Annotated in this window: 27 protein-coding genes and 1 tRNA gene; 8 read left to right on the forward strand and 20 right to left on the reverse strand. The window is 69.9% G+C overall.

The window, feature by feature from the left end; genetic code table 11:
• Positions 1 to 117 precede the first annotated feature (117 nt).
• A complete protein-coding gene (locus tag ACFVTX_RS04685; RefSeq protein WP_386898393.1) occupies positions 118 to 699 on the reverse strand; it encodes an NUDIX hydrolase family protein in 582 nt (193 codons plus the stop codon).
• Positions 700 to 735: 36 nt separating this feature from the next.
• Here ACFVTX_RS04685 and ACFVTX_RS04690 point away from each other — a divergent pair, with 36 nt between their 5' ends.
• On the forward strand, positions 736 to 1377 hold the full coding sequence (locus ACFVTX_RS04690) for an alpha/beta hydrolase (RefSeq protein ID WP_386898394.1): 642 nt from the start codon (positions 736 to 738) through the stop codon (positions 1375 to 1377).
• Between the two features lie 158 nt (positions 1378 to 1535).
• Here the strand turns inward: ACFVTX_RS04690 and ACFVTX_RS04695 are convergent, their stop codons facing one another.
• Positions 1536 to 1943: a DUF5997 family protein gene (locus ACFVTX_RS04695; RefSeq protein ID WP_386898736.1), complete on the reverse strand. Its 408-nt coding sequence runs from the start codon at positions 1941 to 1943 to the stop codon at positions 1536 to 1538.
• Positions 1944 to 2029: 86 nt separating this feature from the next.
• Here ACFVTX_RS04695 and ACFVTX_RS04700 point away from each other — a divergent pair, with 86 nt between their 5' ends.
• Entirely contained in the window at positions 2030 to 2761 is a 732-nt protein-coding gene (locus ACFVTX_RS04700; protein WP_386898395.1) for a LysR family substrate-binding domain-containing protein, read from the forward strand.
• Entirely contained in the window at positions 2758 to 3507 is a 750-nt protein-coding gene (locus tag ACFVTX_RS04705; RefSeq protein ID WP_386898396.1) for a glutamine amidotransferase, read from the forward strand. The genes ACFVTX_RS04700 and ACFVTX_RS04705 overlap by 4 nt, the downstream gene beginning before the upstream one ends.
• A gap of 56 nt (positions 3508 to 3563) precedes the next feature.
• Here ACFVTX_RS04705 and ACFVTX_RS04710 read toward each other — a convergent pair whose 3' ends face one another.
• From ACFVTX_RS04710 to ACFVTX_RS04740, 7 genes are all read right to left on the reverse strand, one after another.
• A complete protein-coding gene (locus tag ACFVTX_RS04710; RefSeq protein WP_386898397.1) occupies positions 3564 to 3836 on the reverse strand; it encodes a GlsB/YeaQ/YmgE family stress response membrane protein in 273 nt (90 codons plus the stop codon).
• Between the two features lie 93 nt (positions 3837 to 3929).
• Positions 3930 to 4742, reverse strand: a complete 813-nt coding sequence (locus ACFVTX_RS04715; RefSeq protein WP_386898398.1) for a YidC/Oxa1 family membrane protein insertase — start codon at positions 4740 to 4742, stop codon at positions 3930 to 3932.
• Between the two features lie 140 nt (positions 4743 to 4882).
• Positions 4883 to 5200 carry a DUF6412 domain-containing protein gene (locus tag ACFVTX_RS04720; protein WP_386898399.1) on the reverse strand — a complete coding sequence of 106 codons (318 nt, stop codon included), beginning with the start codon at positions 5198 to 5200 and terminating at the stop codon, positions 4883 to 4885.
• Between the two features lie 27 nt (positions 5201 to 5227).
• Positions 5228 to 5767, reverse strand: coding sequence for a GNAT family N-acetyltransferase (locus ACFVTX_RS04725; RefSeq protein ID WP_386898400.1), 540 nt, complete (start codon positions 5765 to 5767; stop codon positions 5228 to 5230).
• Positions 5768 to 6411: 644 nt separating this feature from the next.
• On the reverse strand, positions 6412 to 6978 hold the full coding sequence (locus tag ACFVTX_RS04730) for a hypothetical protein (RefSeq protein ID WP_386898401.1): 567 nt from the start codon (positions 6976 to 6978) through the stop codon (positions 6412 to 6414).
• Positions 6979 to 6989: 11 nt separating this feature from the next.
• Entirely contained in the window at positions 6990 to 7322 is a 333-nt protein-coding gene (locus ACFVTX_RS04735; protein ID WP_386898402.1) for a hypothetical protein, read from the reverse strand.
• A gap of 316 nt (positions 7323 to 7638) precedes the next feature.
• Positions 7639 to 7728 (reverse strand) — tRNA-Ser (locus ACFVTX_RS04740).
• A 239-nt stretch (positions 7729 to 7967) separates the two neighbouring features.
• Between ACFVTX_RS04740 and ACFVTX_RS04745 the strand changes: the two genes are divergently transcribed.
• Together ACFVTX_RS04745 and radA are read left to right on the forward strand one after the other, a co-directional pair.
• Positions 7968 to 8819: an SGNH/GDSL hydrolase family protein gene (locus ACFVTX_RS04745; RefSeq protein WP_386898403.1), complete on the forward strand. Its 852-nt coding sequence runs from the start codon at positions 7968 to 7970 to the stop codon at positions 8817 to 8819.
• A 10-nt stretch (positions 8820 to 8829) separates the two neighbouring features.
• A complete protein-coding gene (radA, locus tag ACFVTX_RS04750; RefSeq protein WP_386898404.1) occupies positions 8830 to 10194 on the forward strand; it encodes a DNA repair protein RadA in 1365 nt (454 codons plus the stop codon).
• Positions 10195 to 10265: 71 nt separating this feature from the next.
• On the opposite strand, the gene ACFVTX_RS04755 is transcribed toward radA, so the two are convergent.
• The 6 genes from ACFVTX_RS04755 to ACFVTX_RS04780 all read right to left on the reverse strand — a co-directional run bounded on the left by ACFVTX_RS04755 (position 10266) and on the right by ACFVTX_RS04780 (position 15730).
• Positions 10266 to 10676 carry a dehydrogenase gene (locus tag ACFVTX_RS04755; protein ID WP_386898405.1) on the reverse strand — a complete coding sequence of 137 codons (411 nt, stop codon included), beginning with the start codon at positions 10674 to 10676 and terminating at the stop codon, positions 10266 to 10268.
• Positions 10677 to 10855: 179 nt separating this feature from the next.
• Positions 10856 to 11482, reverse strand: coding sequence for a hypothetical protein (locus ACFVTX_RS04760; protein ID WP_386898406.1), 627 nt, complete (start codon positions 11480 to 11482; stop codon positions 10856 to 10858).
• A 135-nt stretch (positions 11483 to 11617) separates the two neighbouring features.
• Positions 11618 to 12124: an amino-acid N-acetyltransferase gene (locus tag ACFVTX_RS04765; RefSeq protein WP_386898407.1), complete on the reverse strand. Its 507-nt coding sequence runs from the start codon at positions 12122 to 12124 to the stop codon at positions 11618 to 11620.
• A gap of 82 nt (positions 12125 to 12206) precedes the next feature.
• Entirely contained in the window at positions 12207 to 12587 is a 381-nt protein-coding gene (locus ACFVTX_RS04770) for a heavy metal-responsive transcriptional regulator (RefSeq protein ID WP_386898408.1), read from the reverse strand.
• Positions 12584 to 13045 (reverse strand): hypothetical protein, encoded by a 462-nt coding sequence (locus ACFVTX_RS04775; protein WP_386898409.1) that lies wholly within the window; start codon positions 13043 to 13045, stop codon positions 12584 to 12586. Before ACFVTX_RS04775 ends, ACFVTX_RS04770 begins: the two co-directional genes overlap by 4 nt.
• Before the next feature lie 156 nt (positions 13046 to 13201).
• Positions 13202 to 15730: an ATP-dependent Clp protease ATP-binding subunit gene (locus ACFVTX_RS04780; RefSeq protein ID WP_386898410.1), complete on the reverse strand. Its 2529-nt coding sequence runs from the start codon at positions 15728 to 15730 to the stop codon at positions 13202 to 13204.
• A 175-nt stretch (positions 15731 to 15905) separates the two neighbouring features.
• On the opposite strand from ACFVTX_RS04780, the gene ACFVTX_RS04785 reads away from it, so the two are divergent.
• Both ACFVTX_RS04785 and ACFVTX_RS04790 read left to right on the forward strand, forming a co-directional pair.
• Positions 15906 to 16523, forward strand: coding sequence for a hypothetical protein (locus ACFVTX_RS04785; RefSeq protein ID WP_386898411.1), 618 nt, complete (start codon positions 15906 to 15908; stop codon positions 16521 to 16523).
• On the forward strand, positions 16523 to 16756 hold the full coding sequence (locus tag ACFVTX_RS04790) for a helix-turn-helix domain-containing protein (RefSeq protein ID WP_386898412.1): 234 nt from the start codon (positions 16523 to 16525) through the stop codon (positions 16754 to 16756). Before ACFVTX_RS04785 ends, ACFVTX_RS04790 begins: the two co-directional genes overlap by 1 nt.
• A gap of 98 nt (positions 16757 to 16854) precedes the next feature.
• Here the strand turns inward: ACFVTX_RS04790 and ACFVTX_RS04795 are convergent, their stop codons facing one another.
• Positions 16855 to 17310 (reverse strand): hypothetical protein, encoded by a 456-nt coding sequence (locus ACFVTX_RS04795; protein WP_386898413.1) that lies wholly within the window; start codon positions 17308 to 17310, stop codon positions 16855 to 16857.
• A 66-nt stretch (positions 17311 to 17376) separates the two neighbouring features.
• Here ACFVTX_RS04795 and ACFVTX_RS04800 point away from each other — a divergent pair, with 66 nt between their 5' ends.
• On the forward strand, positions 17377 to 18426 hold the full coding sequence (locus ACFVTX_RS04800) for a pirin family protein (RefSeq protein ID WP_386898414.1): 1050 nt from the start codon (positions 17377 to 17379) through the stop codon (positions 18424 to 18426).
• A 31-nt stretch (positions 18427 to 18457) separates the two neighbouring features.
• On the opposite strand, the gene cls is transcribed toward ACFVTX_RS04800, so the two are convergent.
• The 4 genes from cls to lysS form a co-directional block, all read right to left on the reverse strand.
• Complete coding sequence (cls, locus tag ACFVTX_RS04805; protein WP_386898415.1) at positions 18458 to 19930, reverse strand: cardiolipin synthase; 1473 nt, start codon at positions 19928 to 19930, stop codon at positions 18458 to 18460.
• Positions 19931 to 19936: 6 nt separating this feature from the next.
• Entirely contained in the window at positions 19937 to 20113 is a 177-nt protein-coding gene (locus tag ACFVTX_RS04810; RefSeq protein ID WP_386898416.1) for a hypothetical protein, read from the reverse strand.
• A gap of 113 nt (positions 20114 to 20226) precedes the next feature.
• Entirely contained in the window at positions 20227 to 20376 is a 150-nt protein-coding gene (locus ACFVTX_RS04815; RefSeq protein ID WP_386898417.1) for a hypothetical protein, read from the reverse strand.
• A gap of 24 nt (positions 20377 to 20400) precedes the next feature.
• The gene (gene lysS, locus ACFVTX_RS04820; RefSeq protein WP_386898418.1) at positions 20401 to 21918 is read right to left on the reverse strand and encodes a lysine--tRNA ligase; all 1518 of its coding nucleotides are present in this window, start codon (positions 21916 to 21918) and stop codon (positions 20401 to 20403) included.
• Between the last annotated feature and the right edge of the window lie 122 nt (positions 21919 to 22040).

Consider the following 22040-nt stretch of genomic DNA (forward strand, 5'->3'; position numbering starts at 1 on the left):
AGCGACGAATGAGCACGCGTCTCGAGACCCCGCGCGTCAGCGCTCCTCGACCACCGATCGGTCCCCGCCGGTCGAGGAGCGAGCGACGAAGGAGCACGCGTCTCGAGACCCCGCGCGTCAGCGCAGCGCGCCCACCGAGGCGAGTCCCTGCTTGACGAGGAGCCCCCGCCCGCCCTCCATCTCGCTCGTGACGGAGTCGCCCACCGCTTCGGCGGGCGTCATCCACGTCACCTCGAGCGCGTCCTGACGCGGCTCGCAGGTGCCGGTCACGGGCACCACGAACGCGAGCGACACGGCGTGCTGGCGTTCGTCGGTGTACGGCGTGATGCCCGGCAGCGGGAAGTACTCGGCGACGGTGAACGGCACGGGGCTCGCGGGCAGCAGCGGGAACGCCATCGGCCCGAGGTCCTTCTCGAGGTGCCGGAACAGCGCGTCGCGGATCGTCTCCCCGTACATCACGCGCCCCGAGACGAGCGTGCGGGTCATCTCGCCGACGGCGTTGGCGCGCAGCAGCACGCCCACCTCGGTGACCTGCCCGAGCCCGTCGACGCGCACCGGCACCGCCTCGACGTACAGCAGGGGCAGTCGCCCGCGCACCTCGGCGAGTTCGAGGTCGCTCAGCCACCCCGGATTCGCCGGTGGACGCACGACGGGTTCGTCGCCGGGATTCCAGTCGGGATCTGGGGTGCGTACGCTCATGCCCTCGATTCTGCCCCACCCCGATACCGTTGTCGCATGACGAGTGTGCAGATCGACGACGAGGCCGTGCTCTGGTCGGCCTCCCCGGCCGACCGCGAGGGGCGTCCGCTGCTCGTGCTCCTGCACGGCTACAACTCGAACGAGGGCGACCTGTTCGGCCTCACTCCGTACCTGCCGCTCGATCCGGCGGTCGCGTCGCTCCGCGCCCCGATCTTCGCGGGCTACGGCTACGCGTGGTTCCCGTTGCTCGCACAGGGCGCCGAGCTCTCGGTCGAGGGGGCGGATGCCGCGGTCGACGCGCTCATCGCCTGGCTCGACCGGGCCGCGCCCGATGCGGGTCGGGTCGGGCTCCTCGGGTTCTCGCAGGGCGGCGCGATGGCGCTCGAACTGCTGCGGCGCGCTCCCGAGCGCTTCGCGTTCGCGGTCAGTCTCGCCGGGTTCGCCCTGCCGGGCGATCGCGAGGGCGACGGGCGGATGTCACAGCTCGCCCTGCCCGTGTTCTGGGGTCGGGGCACTGCCGACGAGGTCATCCCCGAGGCATCCGTCGCTCGCACGCTCGCGTGGCTGCCCGAGCATGCGACGCTCGACGCGCGCATCTACGAGGGGCTCGGCCACTCGGTCTCCGAGGCCGAGCTCGCCGATGTCGCGGCGTTCCTCCGCGAGCGCTACGCCGCCTGACCCCGCCGGTCGAGGACCGAGGGTCTCGAGACCGACTCAGCAGGTTTCGAGACGCGTCGGCGCTGCGCGCCGGCGCTCCTCAACCACCGGATCGTCCCGCTGGTCGAGGAGCGCGCGACGAAGGAGCACGCGTCTCGAGACCTCGACCACCGGACTGCTCAGACGCCCGAACCGCCACCGCCACCGGCGGCACGACGCTCGGCGCGCTCCTTGTCGCGCTCGGCGACGCGGATCTTCTCGGCTCGCACTGCGGCCTGCGTGGCGCGCTCCTGCACGAGCCAGGCGGGCGGCGCTTCGAGCAGCGCCTTGATCTCTGCGGTCGTGAGCGGCTCGGTGACGCCGCCGCGGGCGAGACCCGAGTTCGAGATGCCGAGCTTCGCGGCCACGACGGGGCGCGGGTGCGGGCCCTCGCGGCGCAGGGTGTCGAGCCACTCGGGCGCGTCGGCCTGCAGGGCGGCGAGCTCGTCGCGCGTGATCGTCGAGTTCTTGAACTCCTCGGGTGCGGCGTCGAGCAGGATGCCGAGCTTCTTCGCCGCGGTCTCTGCCTTCATGGACTGCGGTTTCATGGCCTTCGGCTGCTTCTCGCTCACCCTGCAACCGTAGCCGACGGTAGCCTGAGAGGCATCCGTACGCTGTGAACAGGGGGCGCCGAATGGCATTGCGGCTCGAGTACGTCGCGGGCGTCTCTCCGGCGAAGTGGCTGCGCGCATGGAACGAGCGCCGCACCGACCTGCCGCTCGAGGCCGTGCGGGTCGACGAGCCGGTGCAGCTCGAGGGCCTTCGCGCGGGCGACGTCGACCTCGCCTTCGTGCGGCTCCCGGTCGACGCCGACGGGCTCCACCTCATCCCCCTGTGGGAGGAACTGGCCGTCGCCGCGCTGCCGAAGGAGCATCCCTTCGCCGACGAGACCGAACTCGCCCTCGCCGACCTCGCGGGCGAACCGCTCGCCCCCGTGCAGGACGACCCGGCGATGACGCTCGAACTCGTCGCGGCGGGCACCGGCTACGCGATCGTGCCGCACTCGATCGCCCGCCTCCACCAGCGGCGCGACGTCGTCGCCGTCCCGCTCGCCGACGCCCCGCCGACCCGTATCGCGCTCGTCTGGCGCGTCGAACGCGACGACGACGACATCCAGGAGTTCGTCGGCATCGTCCGCGGGCGCACCGCCCGCAGCTCGCGCGCCGACGAGGTGCCCGAGCTCTCGCCCGCCAAGCTCGCCAAGAAGGCGGCGGCCGAGCGCCGCGCCGCCGAGGCGGCCAAGGGCGGCAAGAAGACCGCGAACAAGGGAGCGGCCAAGAAGGGCACGGGCGGCGCGAAGGGCGCCGGCCGCGGAGCATCCGGCCGATCTTCTGCATCTCAGCGAGGGCGGAAGAAGGGCCGATGAGCGACGCCAAGCCGTTCCTGTTCATCTCGGCGCGCCCCGAGGTCGAGGCCGTCGGCCCCGAGTACGAGTCGGTGCGCCGTGCGACGGGGCTCGATGCGGGCCGCCTCGAGCACCACCGGCTCGACGTCGAGGCGCTCGGCGAAGTCCCGCTCGACGCGTATGCGGGCATCATCGTCGGCGGCAGCCCGTACAACGTGACCACGCCCGAGGCGAACAAGCACGCGGTGCAGCGCCGGGTCGAGGCCGAGCTCGCCTCGCTCGCCGTCCGCGCCCTCGACGCCGGGTTCCCGCTGCTCTTCACCTGCTACGGCATCGGCGTGCTCACCCGCGAGCTCGGCGGCGGCGTGGGCACGCTGCACGGCGAGGATGCGGCCGCGGTCGAGATCACGCTCACCGAGGAGGGCGCCGCCGACCCGCTCGTGGGTGCGCTCCCCCGCCGGTTCGACGCGCTCGTCGGCCACAAGGAGTCGACTGAGCGGTTGCCCGACGGCGCGGTGCTGCTCGCCGGATCGAAGGGCTGCCCCGTGCAGATCTATCGCGTCGGCGAACGCCTGTACGCGACCCAGTTCCATCCCGAGGTGACGACGGCCGACTTCATCGCCCGCGCGCAGGTGTACCGCCACCACGGCTACTTCCCGGCGAGCGAGCTGCGCGAGGTGAGCGCGCGCCTCGACTCGGCGAGCGTCACCGAGCCGCAGCGGCTGCTCGCCCGTTTCGTCGAACTCGCCGACACCGTCTGGCGCTGAGCGGCACGCCGAAGCGAAGCGGATGACCGGTGGGCCACCCGCTTCGCCGACGGCGATCAGGCCGCGGTGTTCCGGCTTCCGCGCGTGACGAGCCCCCAGATGAGCAGCACGATGATCGAGCCGCCGATCGCGAGGAGCCAGGTCCCGAGGTCCCAGAACTCCGTCAAGGGGCGATTGAGGATGAGGCTGCCGAGCCAGCCGCCGAGGAGGGCCCCGACGACGCCGAGCAGCAGGGTGATGAACCAGCCGCCGGCCTGCTTGCCGGGCAGGATCAGCTTGGCGATGGCCCCGGCGATCAGACCGAGGATCAGAAACGCGAGGAAACTCATGGTTGCTCCTTCGTTCGTTCCCTCAACGTTGGCACCGTCGGAACCCCACGGCAAGCCCTTGCCGCGCGTGTCGGCACCCCGGAGAGACGCGGATCAGGCGGGGTTCGGCAGCGGAAGCGGGTACACCCGGCGCAGCAGCACGCGCTGCGCGAGCGTCCAGGCGACGGTGACGAGCAGGTAGAGGCCGGCCGCGAGCGGCACGAACACCGCGATGACCGCGGTGACGAACTGCAGGAGGCCCAGCATGCGCTGCGCCCCGGCCGTCGCGAGGGGCGAGGCGGATGCCGCGGGGCGGGAGCCGGCCGCCGTGCCGGCGCGGTTCGCGACCGGCGCGGCCGCCGTCGGCATCGGCACCCGGAACACGCGTCGGGTCACCTCGCCGATCAGCGCGATCGCGAGGATGATCGTGGCGAACACGGCGAATCCTGCCGGCGTCAGCGTGCCGTCGACGATCGATCCGGCGAGGCTCGACCCGAGCGGCACCCCGAGGAGGGTCTCCTGCAGCAGGGCGTTCTCGTGCCCCGCGATCGTCGGCAGGATGAAGAGGGCGTAGATGATGCCGACGACGGGCGCCTGCGCGAGCATCGGCAGGCAGCCAGCGAACGGGCTCGTGCCCTCGTCGCGGTAGAGCGCCATCATCTCGCGCTGCAGTCGTTCGGGGTTCTTGGCGTGCTTGCGCTGCAGTTCGGCGAGCTTCGGCGCGAGCCGGGCGCGCCCCTGCTCGGCCTTCGCCTGCGAGATGCCGACGGGGATGAGCACGGTCCGCACGAGGAGCGTGACGAGCACGATCGCGGCGGCGGCGCACGATGCCCCCGCGAACGGCTCGAGGAGGTCGGCGAGCCCCATGAGCAGGGCGTGGGCGCCGTCGAGGAGGGCGGCGATGGGCGGGAAGGCGTAGAGATCCATGGTGGTGCGAGTCCTTTGCGGTCGGCGAGACGAGGGTTCCGTCCGGCCGCGCAGGGTCGCCGATCATCGCCGAGGTTCCGGGGCGCACCGTTCGCGACGAGGGGTCGCAGGTGCTGCCGGGAGGTGGCGGGGTTCGGGCGCTACGCGGCCACGAGACCGCGACCCGGCGCCCTGGGCCGAGCACGCCCGGGCGCGTCGGGGTCGCTCTGCGACAGCAGGAGCCCGGGGTCGGCCGTCTGGCGCAGTCGCCGCGCGGCACGACTGGAGTCGGCGGCGACGAGCGCGGGCAGCACCCGGCACGCGACGACGACGACCGCGACGGCCGCGACGCCGACGACCCCGAGGAGGAGCACCGCGAGCGGGCCGTTCGACGCGAGCGAGAGCTCGAGCGCCGCCTGGAGCGAGCGGAGGAGCACGACGAAGAACTCGATCACCGCGCCTCCTTCCGACGTGGTCACGCTACCACCCGTCGCCGTGGACCCGCCTCACTCGTCGAGGAGCCGTTCGAACATGGCGTGGTCCTGCCACTCCCCCGCGATGCGGAGGTAGCGGCGGGCGAGACCGAAGCGCGCGAAGCCGTTGCGCTCGAGCACCCGCTGCGAGCCGGTGTTGTGCACGAGGGTGCCGGCCTGCACCCGGTGCAGGCCCGCTGCACGGGCGTGGTGCAGGGCGACGCCGACGGCCATCGTCGCGAGCCCGCGCCCGGTCGCCTCCCCGTCGACCCAGTACCCGAGGTTCGCGTTCTGGAACACGCCGCGCACGACGTCGGAGAGGTTCAGCCGCCCGACCACCCGTTCACCCTCGACGAGCACGAACGGCAGCGAGGTGCCCGCCTGCAGCCGCGCGAGGGCCCCGGCGACATCGCGGTGGTGCCACGCCGCGGTGAAGAACTCGGGCGTGCGCAGCGGCTCCCACGGGGCGAGGTGCTCGCGGTTGCGCGCGTACGCCTCGGCGAGCGCGGGCCCGTCGCCCGGGTCGAGCAGCCGCATGACGACCCCGTCGACGAGTTCCACCGCGTCGAGCATGACACCTCCCGAGAAACAACGAACCCCGCGATCATACGATCGCGGGGTTCTGTGGCGGTACCGGTGGGATATGAAGGCTTGGATCACCCTCTCTGCGCCTTGCTCCCGTGAATTCGGTGAGGCATGTGCAAGCGGTGTCGCACCCGCGCATCTACGCGGCGCGTGAAGGACGGCCAGAACCAGCAGCTTTCGCGGGCCGATTCATGGGCATCAATGTCCGACGATGCCGGGCTCAAGCGGCAGGCACGAACAAGCAGCCACGCTCTACAGCTCGATCCCGAAGGATTCTTGCCCGCCTTGCAAGTTCACCACGGCTGGGGAGTTCCCGAAAGTTGACCGACGCGTGGAATGGTTCTCCGCTCGCGACCGCATCATCAACTGCGTGAAGTTCAGCAACATCAATCTCGCCTACGCTGACTCCCCAGGTCCCAGCGGAATCCATTCCGCGCTCGACCCAATCAGCGTGCGCCCCCTCGGGTGTCACGCATTCACGCTTCGTGGAAAGCAAACGGCCATGGCTGTCAGAGGGAAGGAACGCTTGCTTTGTAGGAGTTCCATCGTCCTGTACTTGCGTGGGGTGAACCTGTCGAAGCAATACTTCCGCTGAGTCCTCGAGCAGCTTGTTGCCATCGAGATCGTGATACTCACACATTCGCAGGCAGACTCCCCAGGCGGATGAACTCGCGAAGCGTTTCGACCGCGTAGGCTACTTCGCTCTCAACCACATCCTCGTCCGGGTCGTCGATGCACATAAAAAGTGATCCGTCCGCCTCGATCTCGGCTGTGTACTCAACGTCCTTGTCACGCCATTCAAGTGCCACTCCACCGGCTGCCGTCGGCGCGACGTTGACGCCAGGCTCGAGGCTCCCCAATAGTGCGAGATTCTGTAGGGCGACCGTGGTTGGCGCCAAACTTCCGGGACCGAGGTACCCGTCCGAAAGGCCATGAAGAGTCGCGACTTTGGTCAACAAACTCACCTCCCCCACACCCGCGCCGCTACGGACCGCCGGCCGCACCCAAGTCGCCGAAACAGAATTCACAGGCTTCGTGGACCACTGGGACTGGACAGTCTTCCGCAGCACAAGGGATGCGTCAATAGCGCCGGGATGGACAGCACCATGAACCGCGATTGGCTCTGTGTACCGGATCATCGGCATCGTCGGCAGCATGACACTTGATGTTGCAACAACGACACCGCCGAGTTTCAGCATCGCGCTGACCACTACTGCCCCTGATCCCCGTCCGTGGCGGCGAGGATCTCGCTGATTTTGGTATGGAGCTCGATCAACCGGCCGCGCGACATCGTCACGCGAGCAACGGCCGGCACCGGGAAAATCGACGACGCCATCGCCTGCTCGATTTCCGCTTGGCTGGCCCCAGGAAGGTTGACCAGCGGCGGGCTAAAGTAGCCAAAATTCAGGACAACCTCGGCGGACGCACCCGTCTCATCACCGCTGGCTTGAACCAGGAACTGGTTCGCAGGGGCAGGGACAACCATGGGGTCGATTACCCACTGGGCCTGCACTTGACCTTGACCAGAAGTCTGAACTGCCATGCCACGAAGTATGGCACAGGTACTTCACCCCGGAGCCATCAAGTGCGCACCCTCCTCCGGCGCACCCATGCCGATCCATTCGAAGACGTCGTCGGCCTCGATTTCAGATCACGCACGCCGTCGCTGCTGACGGAGCGGCTTAGCTCGAGGTCGCAGCTTGCGGGCGAAGCCCTCGATGCACCGTTTTGGTTAAGGGGTGCGTAGAGCCGCAATGGATTCGGGTCCTAGCAAGCCCCAAACCCCAAACCCCAAACCCCAAACATGAGAATGCCCCCGTCTCTCCAGCTATCCACTGGGGAGACGGGGGCTTCATCTGTGGCGGTACCGGTGGGATTTGAACCCACGGTGCGCTTTCACGCACACAACTTTTCGAGAGTTGCACCTTCGGCCGCTCGGACACGGTACCGGGATCAATAATAGGGGGCGAGAGCAAGACTGCCAAAACGAGCGGATGCCACGGGCCGCGCGCTGCCCTCGAATCGTCGCGAATCGCGCACGTCTTCCCTGATCAGCGCCGGGTTCGACGAGTTTCGAACGACGCCCGCGCGGGTGGCATCCGCACCGTGATCATTTCGTCATCGAAAGCCCAGCGTGCGTTCAGCCGGCGCCCAGACCCCTTGAAGCGCGCGTCGATACCGTCGCCGCATGACCACCGCACTGCTCGACTCCGCCTTCGCGCCGACCCGGCCGCGCACCTCGCCGCGCGCGCTCGCGGCGGGCACCTCGCTCGCGATGTCGACCGTGCTCGGCACCGCGGGTGTGCGGCCGTTCCGCGAACGCATGGAACTGCGCCGCTCCACCCTCAACGACACCCTGCCGGTGCACTCGAAGTGGTGGCGCGAGCACGGCTCGGGCGACGGCGAGCTCCTGTACGTCGCGCTCGGCGACTCGGCCGCGCAGGGCATCGGGGCGTCGCGGCCCGATCGCAGCTACGTGGGCGTGCTCGCCGAGGGGATGCGGTCGGCGTCGGCGCGGAGCATCCGCACCGTGAACCTCAGCGTCTCGGGCGCGACCACCGGGCTCGCGGTGCGCGACCAGCTGCCGCGACTGCGCACCCTCTCCCCCGACGTCGTCACCGTCGCGATCGGCGCGAACGACATCGCTGAGTGGGATGCGACGGCCTTCGACCGCAACCTGCGGGCGATCCTCGACGAGCTGCCCGAGCACGCGATCGTCGGCGAACTGCCGTGCTTCCACTTCCCGCAGAACGAGCGAAAGGTCGCCGAGGCGAACCGGATGCTCCGTGCCGCCGCGCGCTCGCGCGGCCTCGCCGTGGCGCCCCTCCACTCGGCGACCCGCCGGCAGGGGCTCCCGGGCATCCTGACGCAGTTCGCGCGCGACATGTTCCACCCGAACGACCGCGGGTACGCGGTCTGGGCGGAGGCGTTCCGGCCGTTCGTGGCCGAGCGGCTCGGGGTGCTCTCGTCGGGAGGCGCGCTCGAAGCGGTGGGCGCGCTCGAAGCAGCGGGCGCGCTCGATGTCGGGGGCCGCGGCTAGTCTCGGGGGCATGGCCCGACCCACCTCCGCGTTCCGTTGCACCGAGTGCGGTTGGTCGACCGTCAAATGGGTCGGCCGCTGCGTCGAATGCCAGCAATGGGGCACCGTCGTCGAGGCCGCCGAGAAGACCGGCATCGTGCGCGCGGTGCAGGCGGTGCAGCTCGATCCCTCGCGCGCGGCCCGGCCCATCGTCGAGGTCGAGACGAGCGACGCAGCCCACCGCCCGAGCGGCATCGGCGAGTTCGACCGCGTACTCGGCGGCGGCATCGTGGCGGGTGCCGCCATCCTGCTCTCGGGCGAGCCCGGCGTCGGCAAGTCGACCCTGCTGCTCGAGGTCGCCGCGCGCGTCGCCGCGACCGGCCGCCGGGTGCTCTACGTCACGGCCGAAGAGTCGGTCGCCCAGGTCCGGCTGCGGGCCGGCCGCACCGGCGCCCTGCACGACGAGCTCTACCTCGCCGCCGAGACCGACCTCGCCACGATCCTCGCGCAGGTCGACGCGACCCGCCCCGAGCTCCTCATCGTCGACTCCGTGCAGACCGTGTCGTCGTCGCTCTCCGACGGGCTGCCCGGGCAGCCGAGCCAGGTGCGCGAGGTCGCCTCCACCCTCATCCGCGTCGCGAAAGAACGACAGCTGCCGGTGCTGCTCGTCGGCCACGTCACGAAAGACGGCTCGATCGCCGGCCCACGCCTGCTCGAGCACCTCGTCGACGTGGTGTGCCAGTTCGAGGGCGACCGGCAGACGGCGCTGCGCTTCGTGCGCGCCCTCAAGAACCGCTTCGGCCCCACCGACGAGGTCGGCTGCTTCGAGATGACGGGCGACGGCATCGCCGAGGTGCCCGACCCGTCGGGGCTGTTCCTCTCGAGCGGGCGCAGCCTCGTGAGCGGCACCTGCGTCACCGTCGCCCTCGAGGGCCGCCGGGCGCTGCCCGTCGAGGTGCAGGCCCTCGTCGTCTCGACGAAGGCGCCGCAGCCCCGACGCGTCGTCAACGGGGTCGACCCCGCTCGCGTCGCCATGATCATCGCCGTGCTCGAACGCCGAGCCGGCCTCAGGGCGCTCGGCGAGCACGACGTGTACATCTCGACCGTCGGCGGGGTGAAGCTCACCGAGCCCGGCGCCGACCTCGCCATCGCCGTCGCGATCGCCTCTGCCGTGCGCGACCAGGCCGTTCCGCACGAGCTGGCCGCCTTCGGCGAGATCAGCCTCGCCGGCGAGGTACGACCCGTCACCGCCGCGAAGCAGCGCGCCTCCGAAGCGCGCCGGCTCGGGTACACGACCATCCTCGACGTCGAGGCGGGCAGTGTGCGCGCCGCCGTCACACAGGCGATGCTCGCCGCAGCCCCCGCCCGCGAACGCGAGCTCGACGCGGCGTTCTGAGCGCGGCGCCCCCGGCCGGGCGTCCGCAGGGCCCTGTGCCTGTGCCCTGTGCCCTGTGGCTGGCCTGCGCCCTACGCTTCGAGCGCCCGCAGCAGCTCGCCGGGCGGTGCCTGCATCGGGTGCGGGCCCGCGATGTCGAGGAAGACGGTCGTGATCGTCGACTCGTAGCGCTTCAGGAAGGTGCGCAGCCACGCGGGGCTCTGCAGGCCCACCGCGGGCGGCAGGTTCGCGGGCTTGTTCGCGGCGTCGCTGAAGAGCAGCAGCGCGACCTCGCCGGTCTTCGGGTCGCGGAACGTCCACACCTCGCCGCCGTCGAGCGGCTTGTCCCGGGGGCCCGGCTTGATGAGCGGCACCACCGTGTTGCCGTTGCGGAGCGCGAGGGCCACCGCCGCCATGTCCTGGCGCTCGAGCGCCTCGGCGAGCGCCTGCGAACGGAACTCGATCGGTTCGCCCGCGGGCTTCTTGCGTGCCTTGCCTGCCATGCCTCAAGGCTATCGAGCGTTCGCCCCGTGCCCGGTCGCCGTTCGCCGAGCGCTGAGCCGTGGCATCCGCCCGCGGCTGCTCGTGCAGGAGAATGGGCGCTATCCCTGCCCGACAGCAGGACTCAGCGCAATTCTCCTGCAGTGGCAGCGCGGCGCGCTCAGCGCTCGGTGCTGAGCGCTCAGTACAGCAGGAACTGCTTCTGCGCCGCCGACTCGAAGCCGTCGACCGTCACCGCGAGGTGGTACGAGGCGCCGCCGGCGGGCACCGCCTCGCGCGGGCCCTCGCAGGTCTCGGGGGTCGAGCGGGTGCGATCCCAGACGAGCGGCGCGCTCGAGCTGACCGGCGTGCCGGGCGTCAGCGAGACTTCGGCGTCGATCGCGTCGGTCTGGCAGTCGGTCGAGGTCCAGTAGACCTCGTCGCCGCTCGTCACCGTGAAGACCTGCGCCTTCGTGCCGGCGTTCAGCACGCAGACGTTCTTGCCGGTGTTGGTGATCGTGACCGACAGCTGCGGCTGTTCGCCCGCCCCGTAGGAGCTCTTGTCGGTGATCGCCTCGACGGTCACCTGCTCGGGCGCGCACGGGTCGCCGTCGACGGCGGTCGGCTCGGTCGGGATCGCGGTCTCGGGGCCGGTCGTCTCGACGGGCGCCGTGGTCGGCGACACTTCGCCGCCGGAGCTCGCGCCGGGTCGCACGATGATGAGCACGATCGCGACGATGACGGCGATCAGGCCGAGCAGCACCAGGAACCGGCGACGACGGTACACCTGCGGCGTCTGGCGCCCGGACGGTGCGGAGTTCGTCGACATGTTCACAGGGTACGGCCGCAGGCGCCGGCCCCGAGGCATCCCCGCGGCGCGCCGAGCTGCGCGAGCGCCCGCCGGGCCGCCCGCGAGGCCGCCCGCGGTGCGGCCCGCGAAACCCGGCGCGCGACGCGTTCGGGCTCAGAGCAGCTTCAGCATGCGCGTGTTGCCGAGCGTGTTCTGCTTGACCCGCGCGAGGTCGAGGAACTCGGCGACGCCCTCGTCGTGCGAGCGCACGAGCTCGCCGTACACCTCGGGGTCGACGGTCTCCGAGCCCATGTCCTCGAAGCCGTGCCGGCCGAAGAACGCGGTCTCGAAGGTGAGGCAGAACAGACGGCTGAGGCCGAGCGCGCGGGCGTCGTCCTCGAGCGCGTCGAGCAGGGCATGCCCGACCCCCTTGCCGAGCCATGCGTCGTCGACGGCGAGGGTGCGCACCTCGCCGAGGTCCTCCCACATGACGTGCAGGGCGCCCGCGCCGATCACGCGCCCGTCGGCGTCTTCGGCGATCCGGAACTCCTGGATCGCCCCGTACAGGTCGACCCGCTCCTTGCCGAGCAGGATTCGTCGGGCGACGAGGGGCTCCACGACCTCGATGATCTTCGGCACATCGTTCGTGCGCGCCCGGCGCACGTGGAACTCGCTCGTCATCCGTTCATCGTATTCCCGCGTGCGGTGCGCTGCTGCACGGGTCGTCATGAGCTGCATCGGGATGCACCGGGCGACGCGCCGCTCAGGCGAGCGCCTCGACCACGGGGCACCTCGGGTGGGTCGGGCCGGTCTCGACGAGGAGTGCGAGCGCGTCGCGCACCCGCCCGAGCTCGGCGATGCGCCGCTCGAGCTCATCGAGCTTCGCCGCGACCTGCCCTGCGACGTCGTCGAAGGCGATGAGCTCGGGCTGCTCCGACAGCCGCAGCACGTCTCGCACCTCGCGGAGGGTGAACCCGAGCTCCTGCGCGCGGCGGATGAACCGGACGCGACGGACGGTCTCGTCGTCGTAGAGGCGGTAGCCCGCCGGCGTACGACGGTCGGGGTCGACGAGCCCCTGCCGCTCGTAGAAGCGGACGGTGCTGATCGCGACGCCCGAGGCGCCCGCGAGCTCGCCGATCGTCAACGCCGCCGCAGACGCAGCAGACCGCTGAGTTGCAGACTGAACCACACGACCTCCCCGATCAGGAACACGACGACCGTCGCGCTCTGCCCATTCAACAGCGCCCAGGTCATCCAGAGCGAGAACAGTGCCCGGCCGACGGTGTCGATCGCGATGAAGCGCGCCTCGGGTCGCAGGATGCGGGCGATCGCCCACATCGTCACGACCGTGCCGAACATCGCGATGAACATCATCTCCGCCGGGCCGAAGATTGGCAGCCGTGCGCCGGGCAGCGCGAGCGCGTCGTGGGCCCACCGGGTGAGGTCGAAGATCGCGGCGGCGGTGAACGGCGTCGCGAAGCCGACGGTCACCACGAGGTCGTAGATCGCTCCGGCGCGGCCCCAGCGGGGCTGACGCGCTGCGCGGTCGGAGTGGAGTGCGGGCAGTTCGGTGGCGCCGGTGGCGGCGGTCGAAGTGGTCATTCGGCAAGCGTCGGCCCTGCACCATGGTGCAGGGTCAAGTCGGCCGGGTACGCGAAAGGGGCGGATGCCTGGGCCCACACGCCGGAGGCTCAGCGCATCGCGAAGCGATGTGCGGAGTGGCGTGGGGAAGCATCCGCCCCTATCGTGTCGCCGGTGTTACTCGCCCGCAGCGGCGGCGAGGTCGGGCGTGGCCGGCCCCGTGCCGATCGCGGCGTTCGTGTTCACTCCGACACTCACCGGCAGCGCGCGCTGCGTGGTGGTGAAGACGAACTCGCCGTCCTTGAAGTCCACGTGCACGTGGTCGCCCGCGTTGAGCTCGCCGTGCAGGATCTTCTCGGAGAGGCGGTCCTCGATCTCGTGCTGCACCGCACGGCGCAGCGGGCGGGCGCCGAGCGCCGGGTCGAAGCCGACCTCGATGAGGCGCTCCTTCGCGGGCACGGTGAGTTCGACCGTCATGTCGCGGTCGAGCAGACGCTCGCTGAGTCGCTTGAGGAACAGGTCGACGATCTGCAGCAGCTCGGGCTTCGAGAGCTGCGGGAACACGATGATCTCGTCGACGCGGTTGAGGAACTCGGGCTTGAAGTGCTTCTTGAGCTCTTCGTTGACCTTGCCGCGCATGAGGTCGTACCCGGTGCGGGTGTCGCCCTCGAGTGCGAAGCCGACGGGGCCGCTCGAGATGTCCTTCGTGCCGAGGTTCGTCGTCATGATGATGACGGTGTTCTTGAAGTCGACGACGCGCCCCTGACCGTCGGTCAGACGACCCTCTTCGAGGATCTGCAGGAGCGAGTTGAAGATGTCGGGGTGCGCCTTCTCGATCTCGTCGAACAGCACGACGCTGAACGGCTTGCGACGCACCTTCTCGGTGAGCTGGCCGCCCTCTTCGAAGCCGACGAACCCGGGAGGGGCGCCGAACAGGCGGGAGACGGTGTGCTTCTCGCCGTACTCGGACATGTCGAGCGAGATCATCGCGGCCTCGTCGTCGAAGAGGAACTCGGCGAGCGCCTTGGCGAGCTCGGTCTTGCCGACGCCCGTGGGCCCGGCGAAGATGAACGAGCCCGAGGGGCGCTTCGGGTCCTTGAGGCCGGCGCGGGTGCGGCGGATCGTCTTCGACAGGGCGGAGATCGCCTCCTCCTGGCCGATGACGCGCTCGTGCAGCGCCTTCTCCATGAAGACGAGTCGCGACGACTCCTCTTCGGTGAGCTTGAAGACGGGGATGCCGGTGGCCTGTGCGAGCACCTCGGCGATCAGGCCCTCGTCGACGACCGCGGTGGTCTTGACGTCGCCCGACTTCCACTGCTTCTCGAGGCGCAGACGCTCGCCGAGGAGGTTCTTCTCCTCGTCGCGCAGCGACGCGGCCTTCTCGAAGTCCTGCTCCTCGATCGCGGTCTCCTTCGCGGCGCGGACCACGGCGATCTTCTCGTCGAACTCGCGCAGCTCGGGCGGCGACGAGAGGATCGAGAGGCGCAGGCGTGCGCCGGCCTCGTCGATCAGGTCGATCGCCTTGTCGGGCAGGAAGCGGTCGGAGATGTACCGGTCGGCGAGGTTCGCCGCGGCGACGATCGCGCCGTCGGTGATCGACACCTTGTGGTGCGCCTCGTAGCGGTCGCGGAGGCCCTTGAGGATGTTGATCGCGTGGGGCAGCGAGGGCTCGGCGACCTGGATCGGCTGGAAGCGGCGCTCGAGCGCGGCGTCCTTCTCGAAGTGCTTGCGGTACTCGTCGAGCGTCGTGGCGCCGATGGTCTGCAGCTCGCCGCGGGCGAGCAGCGGCTTCAGGATCGAGGCGGCGTCGATCGCGCCCTCGGCGGCACCCGCGCCCACGAGGGTGTGGATCTCGTCGATGAAGACGATGATGTCGCCGCGCGTGCGGATCTCTTTGGTGACCTTCTTCAGGCGCTCTTCGAAGTCGCCGCGGTAGCGGGAACCGGCGATGAGCGAGCCGAGGTCGAGCGAGTAGAGCTGCTTGTCCTTCAGGGTCTCGGGCACCTCGCCCTTGACGATCGCCTGCGCGAGGCCCTCGACGACGGCGGTCTTGCCGACGCCGGGCTCGCCGATGAGCACGGGGTTGTTCTTCGAGCGGCGCGAGAGGATCTGCATGACCCGCTCGATCTCCTTCTCACGGCCGATCACGGGGTCGAGCTTCGACTCGCGCGCGGCCTGCGTGAGGTTGCGGCCGAACTGGTCGAGGATCTGCGAGCCGCCCTGCGGGGCCTGCTGCTCGTTCGCGCCGACCTGCACCTGCTCCTTGCCCTGGTACCCCGAGAGCAGCTGGATGACCTGCTGGCGCACGCGGTTGAGGTCGGCGCCGAGCTTCACGAGCACCTGGGCGGCGACGCCCTCGCCCTCGCGGATGAGACCGAGGAGGATGTGCTCGGTGCCGATGTAGTTGTGGCCCAGCTGCAGTGCCTCGCGGAGCGAGAGCTCGAGCACCTTCTTCGCGCGCGGCGTGAAGGGGATGTGCCCGGTCGGCTGCTGCTGGCCCTGCCCGATGATGTCCTGGACCTGCTCGCGCACGGCGTCGAGCGAGATTCCGAGCGACTCGAGCGCCTTGGCGGCGACGCCCTCACCCTCGTGGATGAGGCCGAGCAGGATGTGCTCGGTGCCGATGTAGTTGTGATTGAGCATCTTGGCCTCTTCTTGGGCCAGGACGACGACACGACGGGCTCGGTCGGTGAATCTCTCGAACATGCTCTACTCCTCACGGCCCCACTGGGCAGGGGACGTCGATACAACGAGCGTAAACAAGGCGGATGCCTCGTGGGGCGCTGTTCGCCGTGGGCGCATCACGCTTCGGGGTTGACCCGTTCCATGGGCCGCGCTACCTTAACGATTATCGTTAGTATCGATAAACGTTAGGAATGTGATGAGCACCACCGCCGCACCCCCGATCAGTCGCTCGGACACGGTCGGACTCCTGCTGTTCATGGTCGCGGGCGTGGCCATCGCGGCGTGGGGCATCGGCGCTGCCGTGCTGCGCATCCTCGAGGTCGCGCCGAATCGCGATGTCGCCGTGGCCGCCGAGTTCGCCGGCACCCCCGCCGAGGCGCCGATCGGACCGGATGGCGCGCTGGTGACGGTCGAGCTCGACAAGGCGATCGTGACCCTCCCCGCGCTCCCCGGCGCGTCGTGGGCGTCGCTCATCATGCAGCAGGCGATCGCCGCGACGACGATCGCCGTCGTCGTCGCCTGCCTCCTGCTCCTCTGCTGGTCGGTCATGCGCAACCAGGTCTTCAGCCGCCGCAACACCGCGTTGGTGGCGGTGGCCGGCATCACCGGGACCATCGGCTTCGCCGCGGTGCCGTTCTTCGGCAACATGGCCGCCAACGGCGCATTCGTCCGTCTCAGCGACGGCGACTTCGACAACGTCGTGATGGCGGTCGACGTGATGCCCCTCTTCTTCCTCGCCTTCCTCGCGGCGATGGCCGCCACCGTCTTCACCGTCGGCGATCGGTTGCGCCGCGAGACCGAGGGACTCGTCTGATGGCCCCCGCCGAGCCCGACGGGCCGGGCGACGTGCACTGCCGCCTCGACGAGCTGCTCGCGGCCCACGACATGACGCTCACCCGCCTCAGCGAGATCGTGGGCGTCTCGGTCGTGAACCTCAGCGTCTTGAAGAACGACCGGGCACGGGCCATCCGCTTCTCGACCCTGCAGGCCGTCTGCGAAGCCCTCGACTGCGAGATCGGCGAGCTCCTCGTGCTGCGCCGCGCGTAGCGAAGACGACGACGGGCCGCCGGGGTCTCCCCCGACGGCCCGTCGTCAGCCTCGGTTCGGTGCGAGTCGATCGCAGGCGAGGCGGATGCTTCGTGGCCTTACTTGACCGGAACGACGACCTCGGCGTCGGCGACCTCGACGGTCAGCTCCTCGGTCGTGGTGACGTCCATCGGGGTCCAGAAGACGGTGGTGTGCGGCACGAAGTCCATCGTGCACACCTCGTTCTCGTCGCGCTGCACGAGATCGATCGCAACGCGGTTGCCCTCGCCGGCCTTTTCGACGACGCGGATGGTCTCGCCGACCTGCGGGCAGGTCGAGCTGCCCCAGAGGGTCACGGCGAGCTGGCCGCCCTGGCCGACCCACGCCGCCTGCGGCTCGCCCTCGACGTTCGCCTCGCCCTCGTCGTGGCTGCCCTCTTCGGCGTGCTCGGCGACCGGCTCGCCGGGGAAGTTCTCGGCGGCGCTCTTCGGCGGCGCGCACGCGGCCAGCAGGAAGACGGAAGCGAGGGCCGCGGCAGCGAGGCCGGCACGACGAAGACGCACGGAGGTAGCCATGCTGCAATGTTATCGGTTCGGATGCCTCGGGCCAGGCCGTCGGCGGCCGGGATTAGGCTGGCGATCATGAGCAATCTCGAGAAGGATCCGCTCGAACTGCTCTGCCCGCCCGAAGGGCGGCAGGGTCCGGCCGTGCAGGTGCTCGCCCCGCGCGACGTGCCGCTCGGCGGCCCGCGCGCCATGGGCGTGCGCCGCACGCTGCCGCAGCGGGGTCGCACCACGATCGGCGCCTGGTGCTTCGCCGACCACTACGGCCCCGACGACGTGACCGCGACGGGCGGCATGGTCGTGCCGCCGCACCCGCACACCGGACTGCAGACCGTCAGCTGGTTGTTCGAGGGCGAGATCGAGCACCGCGACTCGACCGGCAGCCGCGAGCTGGTCACGCCCGGTCATGTGAACCTCATGACCGCGGGGCGCGGCATCTCGCACTCCGAGGTCTCGACGCCGGCCACCACACGACTGCACGGGGTGCAGCTGTGGGTCGCGCTGCCCGACGCCTCGCGCGGCGTCGCCCCGTTCTTCGAGCACGCAGAGGTGGGCGCGGCGAGCGTCGACGACGCGGTCGTGCACGTCTTCGCGGGGTCGTTGCCCGGCATCGGCGACGAGGCATCCGTGACGCTCTTCAGCCCGCTCGTGGGCGCGCAGATCGACCTGCCCGCCGGCGGCGAGGCGTGGATCGAGCTCGACCCGGCGTTCGAGCACGGCGTGCTCGTCGACGCCGGACCGGTGCGGATCACCATCGCGGCGACCGCCGACGAGGTCGACGACTCCCCCGCCGCCGCCGACGGGCTCACGGTCGCGGGCCACTCGGCGACGCTCGAGTGGAGCGAGCTCGGCTATCTGCCGACCGGCCACGAGGGCGTGCGCCTCACCGCGATCGACGGGCCGGTGCGGGTGGTGCTCCTCGGCGGAGTCCCGTTCGGCGAAGAACTCGTCATGTGGTGGAACTTCATCGGCCGTGACCACGACGAGATCGTCGAGTTCCGCCGGCAGTGGCAGTCCGACGTGATCGGCCGCGACAACCCCGACGGGCGATTCGGCGAGGTCGCCTACGACGGCGCCCCGCTGCCGGCCCCCGACCTCCCGACCGTGCGGCTGAAACCACGCGGGTGACGTCCGCCGCGAGACATCCGGCCTGCTCGGTCTACTGCAGCGCGGAGGTGAGCCGCGCGAGGTTGTCGAGCACCGTGGCGCCGAGCGGCTGCCGCATCCACTCGTCGAGCGTCAGCTCGCGGCTGTCGCGCCGATAGCCGTCTTCGACCGCGCGCATCTCACGTACGAAGGAGCGCCCCCGCACGAGGAGCGACACCTCCATGTTGAGCTCGAAGGAGCGGATGTCCATGTTGCTCGACCCGATCACCGCGACGTCGTCGTCGATCGTGAAGTGCTTCGAATGCAGGATGTACGGCGCCTTGAAGAGGTAGATCCTCACCCCCGCGCGCAGCAGCGCCTCGTAGTACGAGCGCTGGGCGTGGTAGACGAGGGCCTGGTCGCCGATCTCCGAGACGAAGAGCTCGACATGGATGCCGCGCTGCGTCGCCCCGCTGATCGCGTAGAGCATCGCCTCGTCGGGCACGAAGTACGGGCTCGTGATGATGATCCGCTCCTGCGCCGCGTACATGAGCGCGAGGAAGAGCTTGAGGTTGTTCTCGCTGCGGTACCCGGGGCCACTCGGCACGACCTGGCAGTCGAGATCCTGCGCCTCGCCCGGCTGCTCGAGCGACTCGGCGAGGTCGCGGGTCGGCTCCTCGCCCGTCTCGAGGTACCAGTCGGTCGCGAAGATCGCGTCGAGACCCGCGACGATCGGCCCCTCGACCCGGGCGACGAGTTCCTTCCACTTGAGGCCGCGGCGCTGGTTCGACCGCTTGTTGTAGCTGCGGTCGATGATGTTCTGCGAACCCATGAACCCCACGTCGCCGTCGACGACGAGGATCTTCCGGTGGTTGCGCAGGTCGGGTCGCTGGTACTTCCACCGGAGCGGCTGCACGGGGAGCATCAGCTGCCAGCGCACGCCCATCGCGTCGAGCCGGGCGAGGGTCTTGCGGTAGCCCTTCACCCGCAGCGAGGCGATGTGGTCGAGCAGCACCTTCACCTCGACGCCGCGCGCCACCGCATCTCCGAGCGCCTCGAAGAACGGCTCGGTCGTGCGATCGAGGGCGAAGATGTAGAACTCGACGTGCACGAAGCGCTTCGCGTCGCGGATCGCATCGGTCATCGCCGCGAGCGAACCGTCGTACTCGCCGATGAGGCTCGCGCTGTTCTCGCCGATGAGCGGCATCGAGCCGAGGTTGCGATTCAGCCGGACGATGCCGTCGAACCAGCTCGGCCAGTCCTCCGAGTCGCTGACCCGCTCGACGCCGAGGGTCGACTCGCGGATGTACCGGTCGACCTCGGCCTGCTTCTCGCGCCGGTGCTTCGGCAGCTTCGGATTGCCGATGAGGATGAAGATGAGCGCGCCGAGGATCGGGATGAAGAAGATCGCGAGCAGCCACGCCATGCCCGCCGTCGGGCGGCGGTTGCGCGGCACCACGATGATCGCGGTGACGCGCACGATGAGGTCGAGGACGAGAACGATCGCGGCGATGATGAGCGTCGCCTGCGAGACCCCCGCCTCCATACCGGACTAGGCCGTGGGCCGTTCGCGGCCGAGCTTCGCGCGCTCCTCGGCCTCGATGCGCGAGTAGGCCTTGCGCTCGGTGCGGTCGGCGCGGATGATCGCGCGCATCACGAACCAGAAGATGAGGCCGATGAGCACGGTCGGCGCGAGCGACCAGATCGCATTCGCCCAGTAGTCGTCCATAGTGCTCTCAGCATAGACGGCCCGGCCTCGAAGTTCGCCGAGAACGGCGGATGCCTCGTGCGGCACGCCGCACGAGGCATCCTTCGGTCAGCGGGCTCACCTCTCCACGCGGCTCACCCGGCGGTGATGAGCCCCCACACGCCCGAGCCGACGAGGTAGAGGCCGATCGCGCCGACCACGATCCAGATCGCGAGCCGCGTGTTCGACGGCCGCTTCGGATCCTGGTCGGGCTCGAGCTGGTCCTTGGGGAGGTAGTCGTTCATCGCCGGGGCACCGTTCTCTGGTCGTTACTTGACGAGCGGGAACAGGATGGTCTCGCGGATGCCGAGCCCGGTGATCGCCATGAGCAGGCGGTCGATGCCCATGCCCATGCCGCCCGACGGCGGCATGCCGAACTCGAGCGCCCGCAGGAACTCCTCGTCGAGGCGCATCGCCTCGGGGTCGCCGCCGGCGGCGAGCTTCGCCTGCTCGACGAAGCGGTCGCGCTGGATCACCGGGTCGACGAGCTCGGAGTACCCCGTCGCGAGCTCGAAGCCGCGGATGTAGAGGTCCCACTTCTCGACGACGCCCGCGACCGAGCGGTGGCCGCGCACGAGGGGCGAGGTGTCCTCGGGGAAGTCCATGACGAAGGTCGGGCGCACGAGGCCGCCCTTGATGTGGTGCTCCCACAGCTCCTCGATGAACTTGCCGGGGATCGGGTGGTCGATCTCGATGCCCGCCTCGTCGGCGAGCTCCTTGAGACGCGACATCGGGGTCTCGGGCGTGATCTCCTCGCCGACCGCCTCGGAGAGCGAGCCGTACATCGAGATGCGGTCCCACTCGCCGCCGAGGTCGTACTCGGTGCCGTCGGCCCACGTCACGACGTGCGAACCGGCGACCGACATCGCCGCGTCCTGGATCAGTCGCTGCGTGAGGTCGGCGATCGAGTTGTAGTCGCCGTACGCCTCGTAGGCCTCGAGCATCGCGAACTCGGGCGAGTGCGTCGAGTCGGCGCCCTCGTTGCGGAAGTTGCGGTTGATCTCGTACACCCGCTCGATGCCGCCGACGACGGCGCGCTTGAGGTACAGCTCGGGCGCGATGCGCAGGTAGAGCTCGGTGTCGAACGCGTTCGAGTGCGTGACGAACGGACGCGCCGAGGCGCCGCCGTGCATGACCTGCAGCATCGGGGTCTCGACCTCGATGAAGCCGAGGCCCGTGAAGGTGGCGCGGAGGCTCGCGTTGACATTCGCACGGTCGATGACGTTGCGGCGCGCCTGCTCGCGGGCGATGAGGTCGAGGTAGCGCGAACGCACCCGGTTCTCCTCGCTGAGCTCGTTGTGCAGGTTCGGCAGCGGCAGGATCGCCTTCGACGCGATGCGCCACTCCTTCACCATGATCGACAGCTCGCCGCGGCGGCTCGTGATCACCTCGCCGGCGACGAAGACGTGGTCGCCGAGGTCGACGAGATCCTTCCATGCGGCGAGCGACCCCTCGCCGACCTCGGCGAGGGAGACCATCGCCTGGATGCGGTTGCCGTCACCCGACTGCAGGGTCGCGAAGCAGAGCTTGCCCGTGTTGCGGGAGAACACGACGCGGCCGGCCAGCCCGACCTGCTCGCCTGAGGCTTCGTCGACGCCGAGGCCGACGAAGCGGTCGCGCACCTCGGGGATCGTCGCGGTGATCGGCAGCGACACCGGGTACGCGCCGAGACCGAGGTCGGATGCCTCGTCGATGAGCCGGGCGCGCTTCGCGAGCCGCACGGCCTTCTGCTCACTGATCTCTTCGGCAGTGGGTTCGGCGGGCAGGTTCGGCGTCTCGTCAGCCATGGTTCTCTCTCGTCGGTGCCTCGCAGGCAGAATGTCCGTGCACTCTCGTCGGTGCCGCGGGGGCGGAGTCTCAGTGCATGCTCGTCTCGCCCGATCGGGCGGAATCGTGCGGGTCAAGCCTA

Origin of the sequence: Agromyces sp. NPDC058136 (genome assembly GCF_042884375.1) — a bacterium.
Lineage (GTDB): Bacteria > Actinomycetota > Actinomycetes > Actinomycetales > Microbacteriaceae > Agromyces.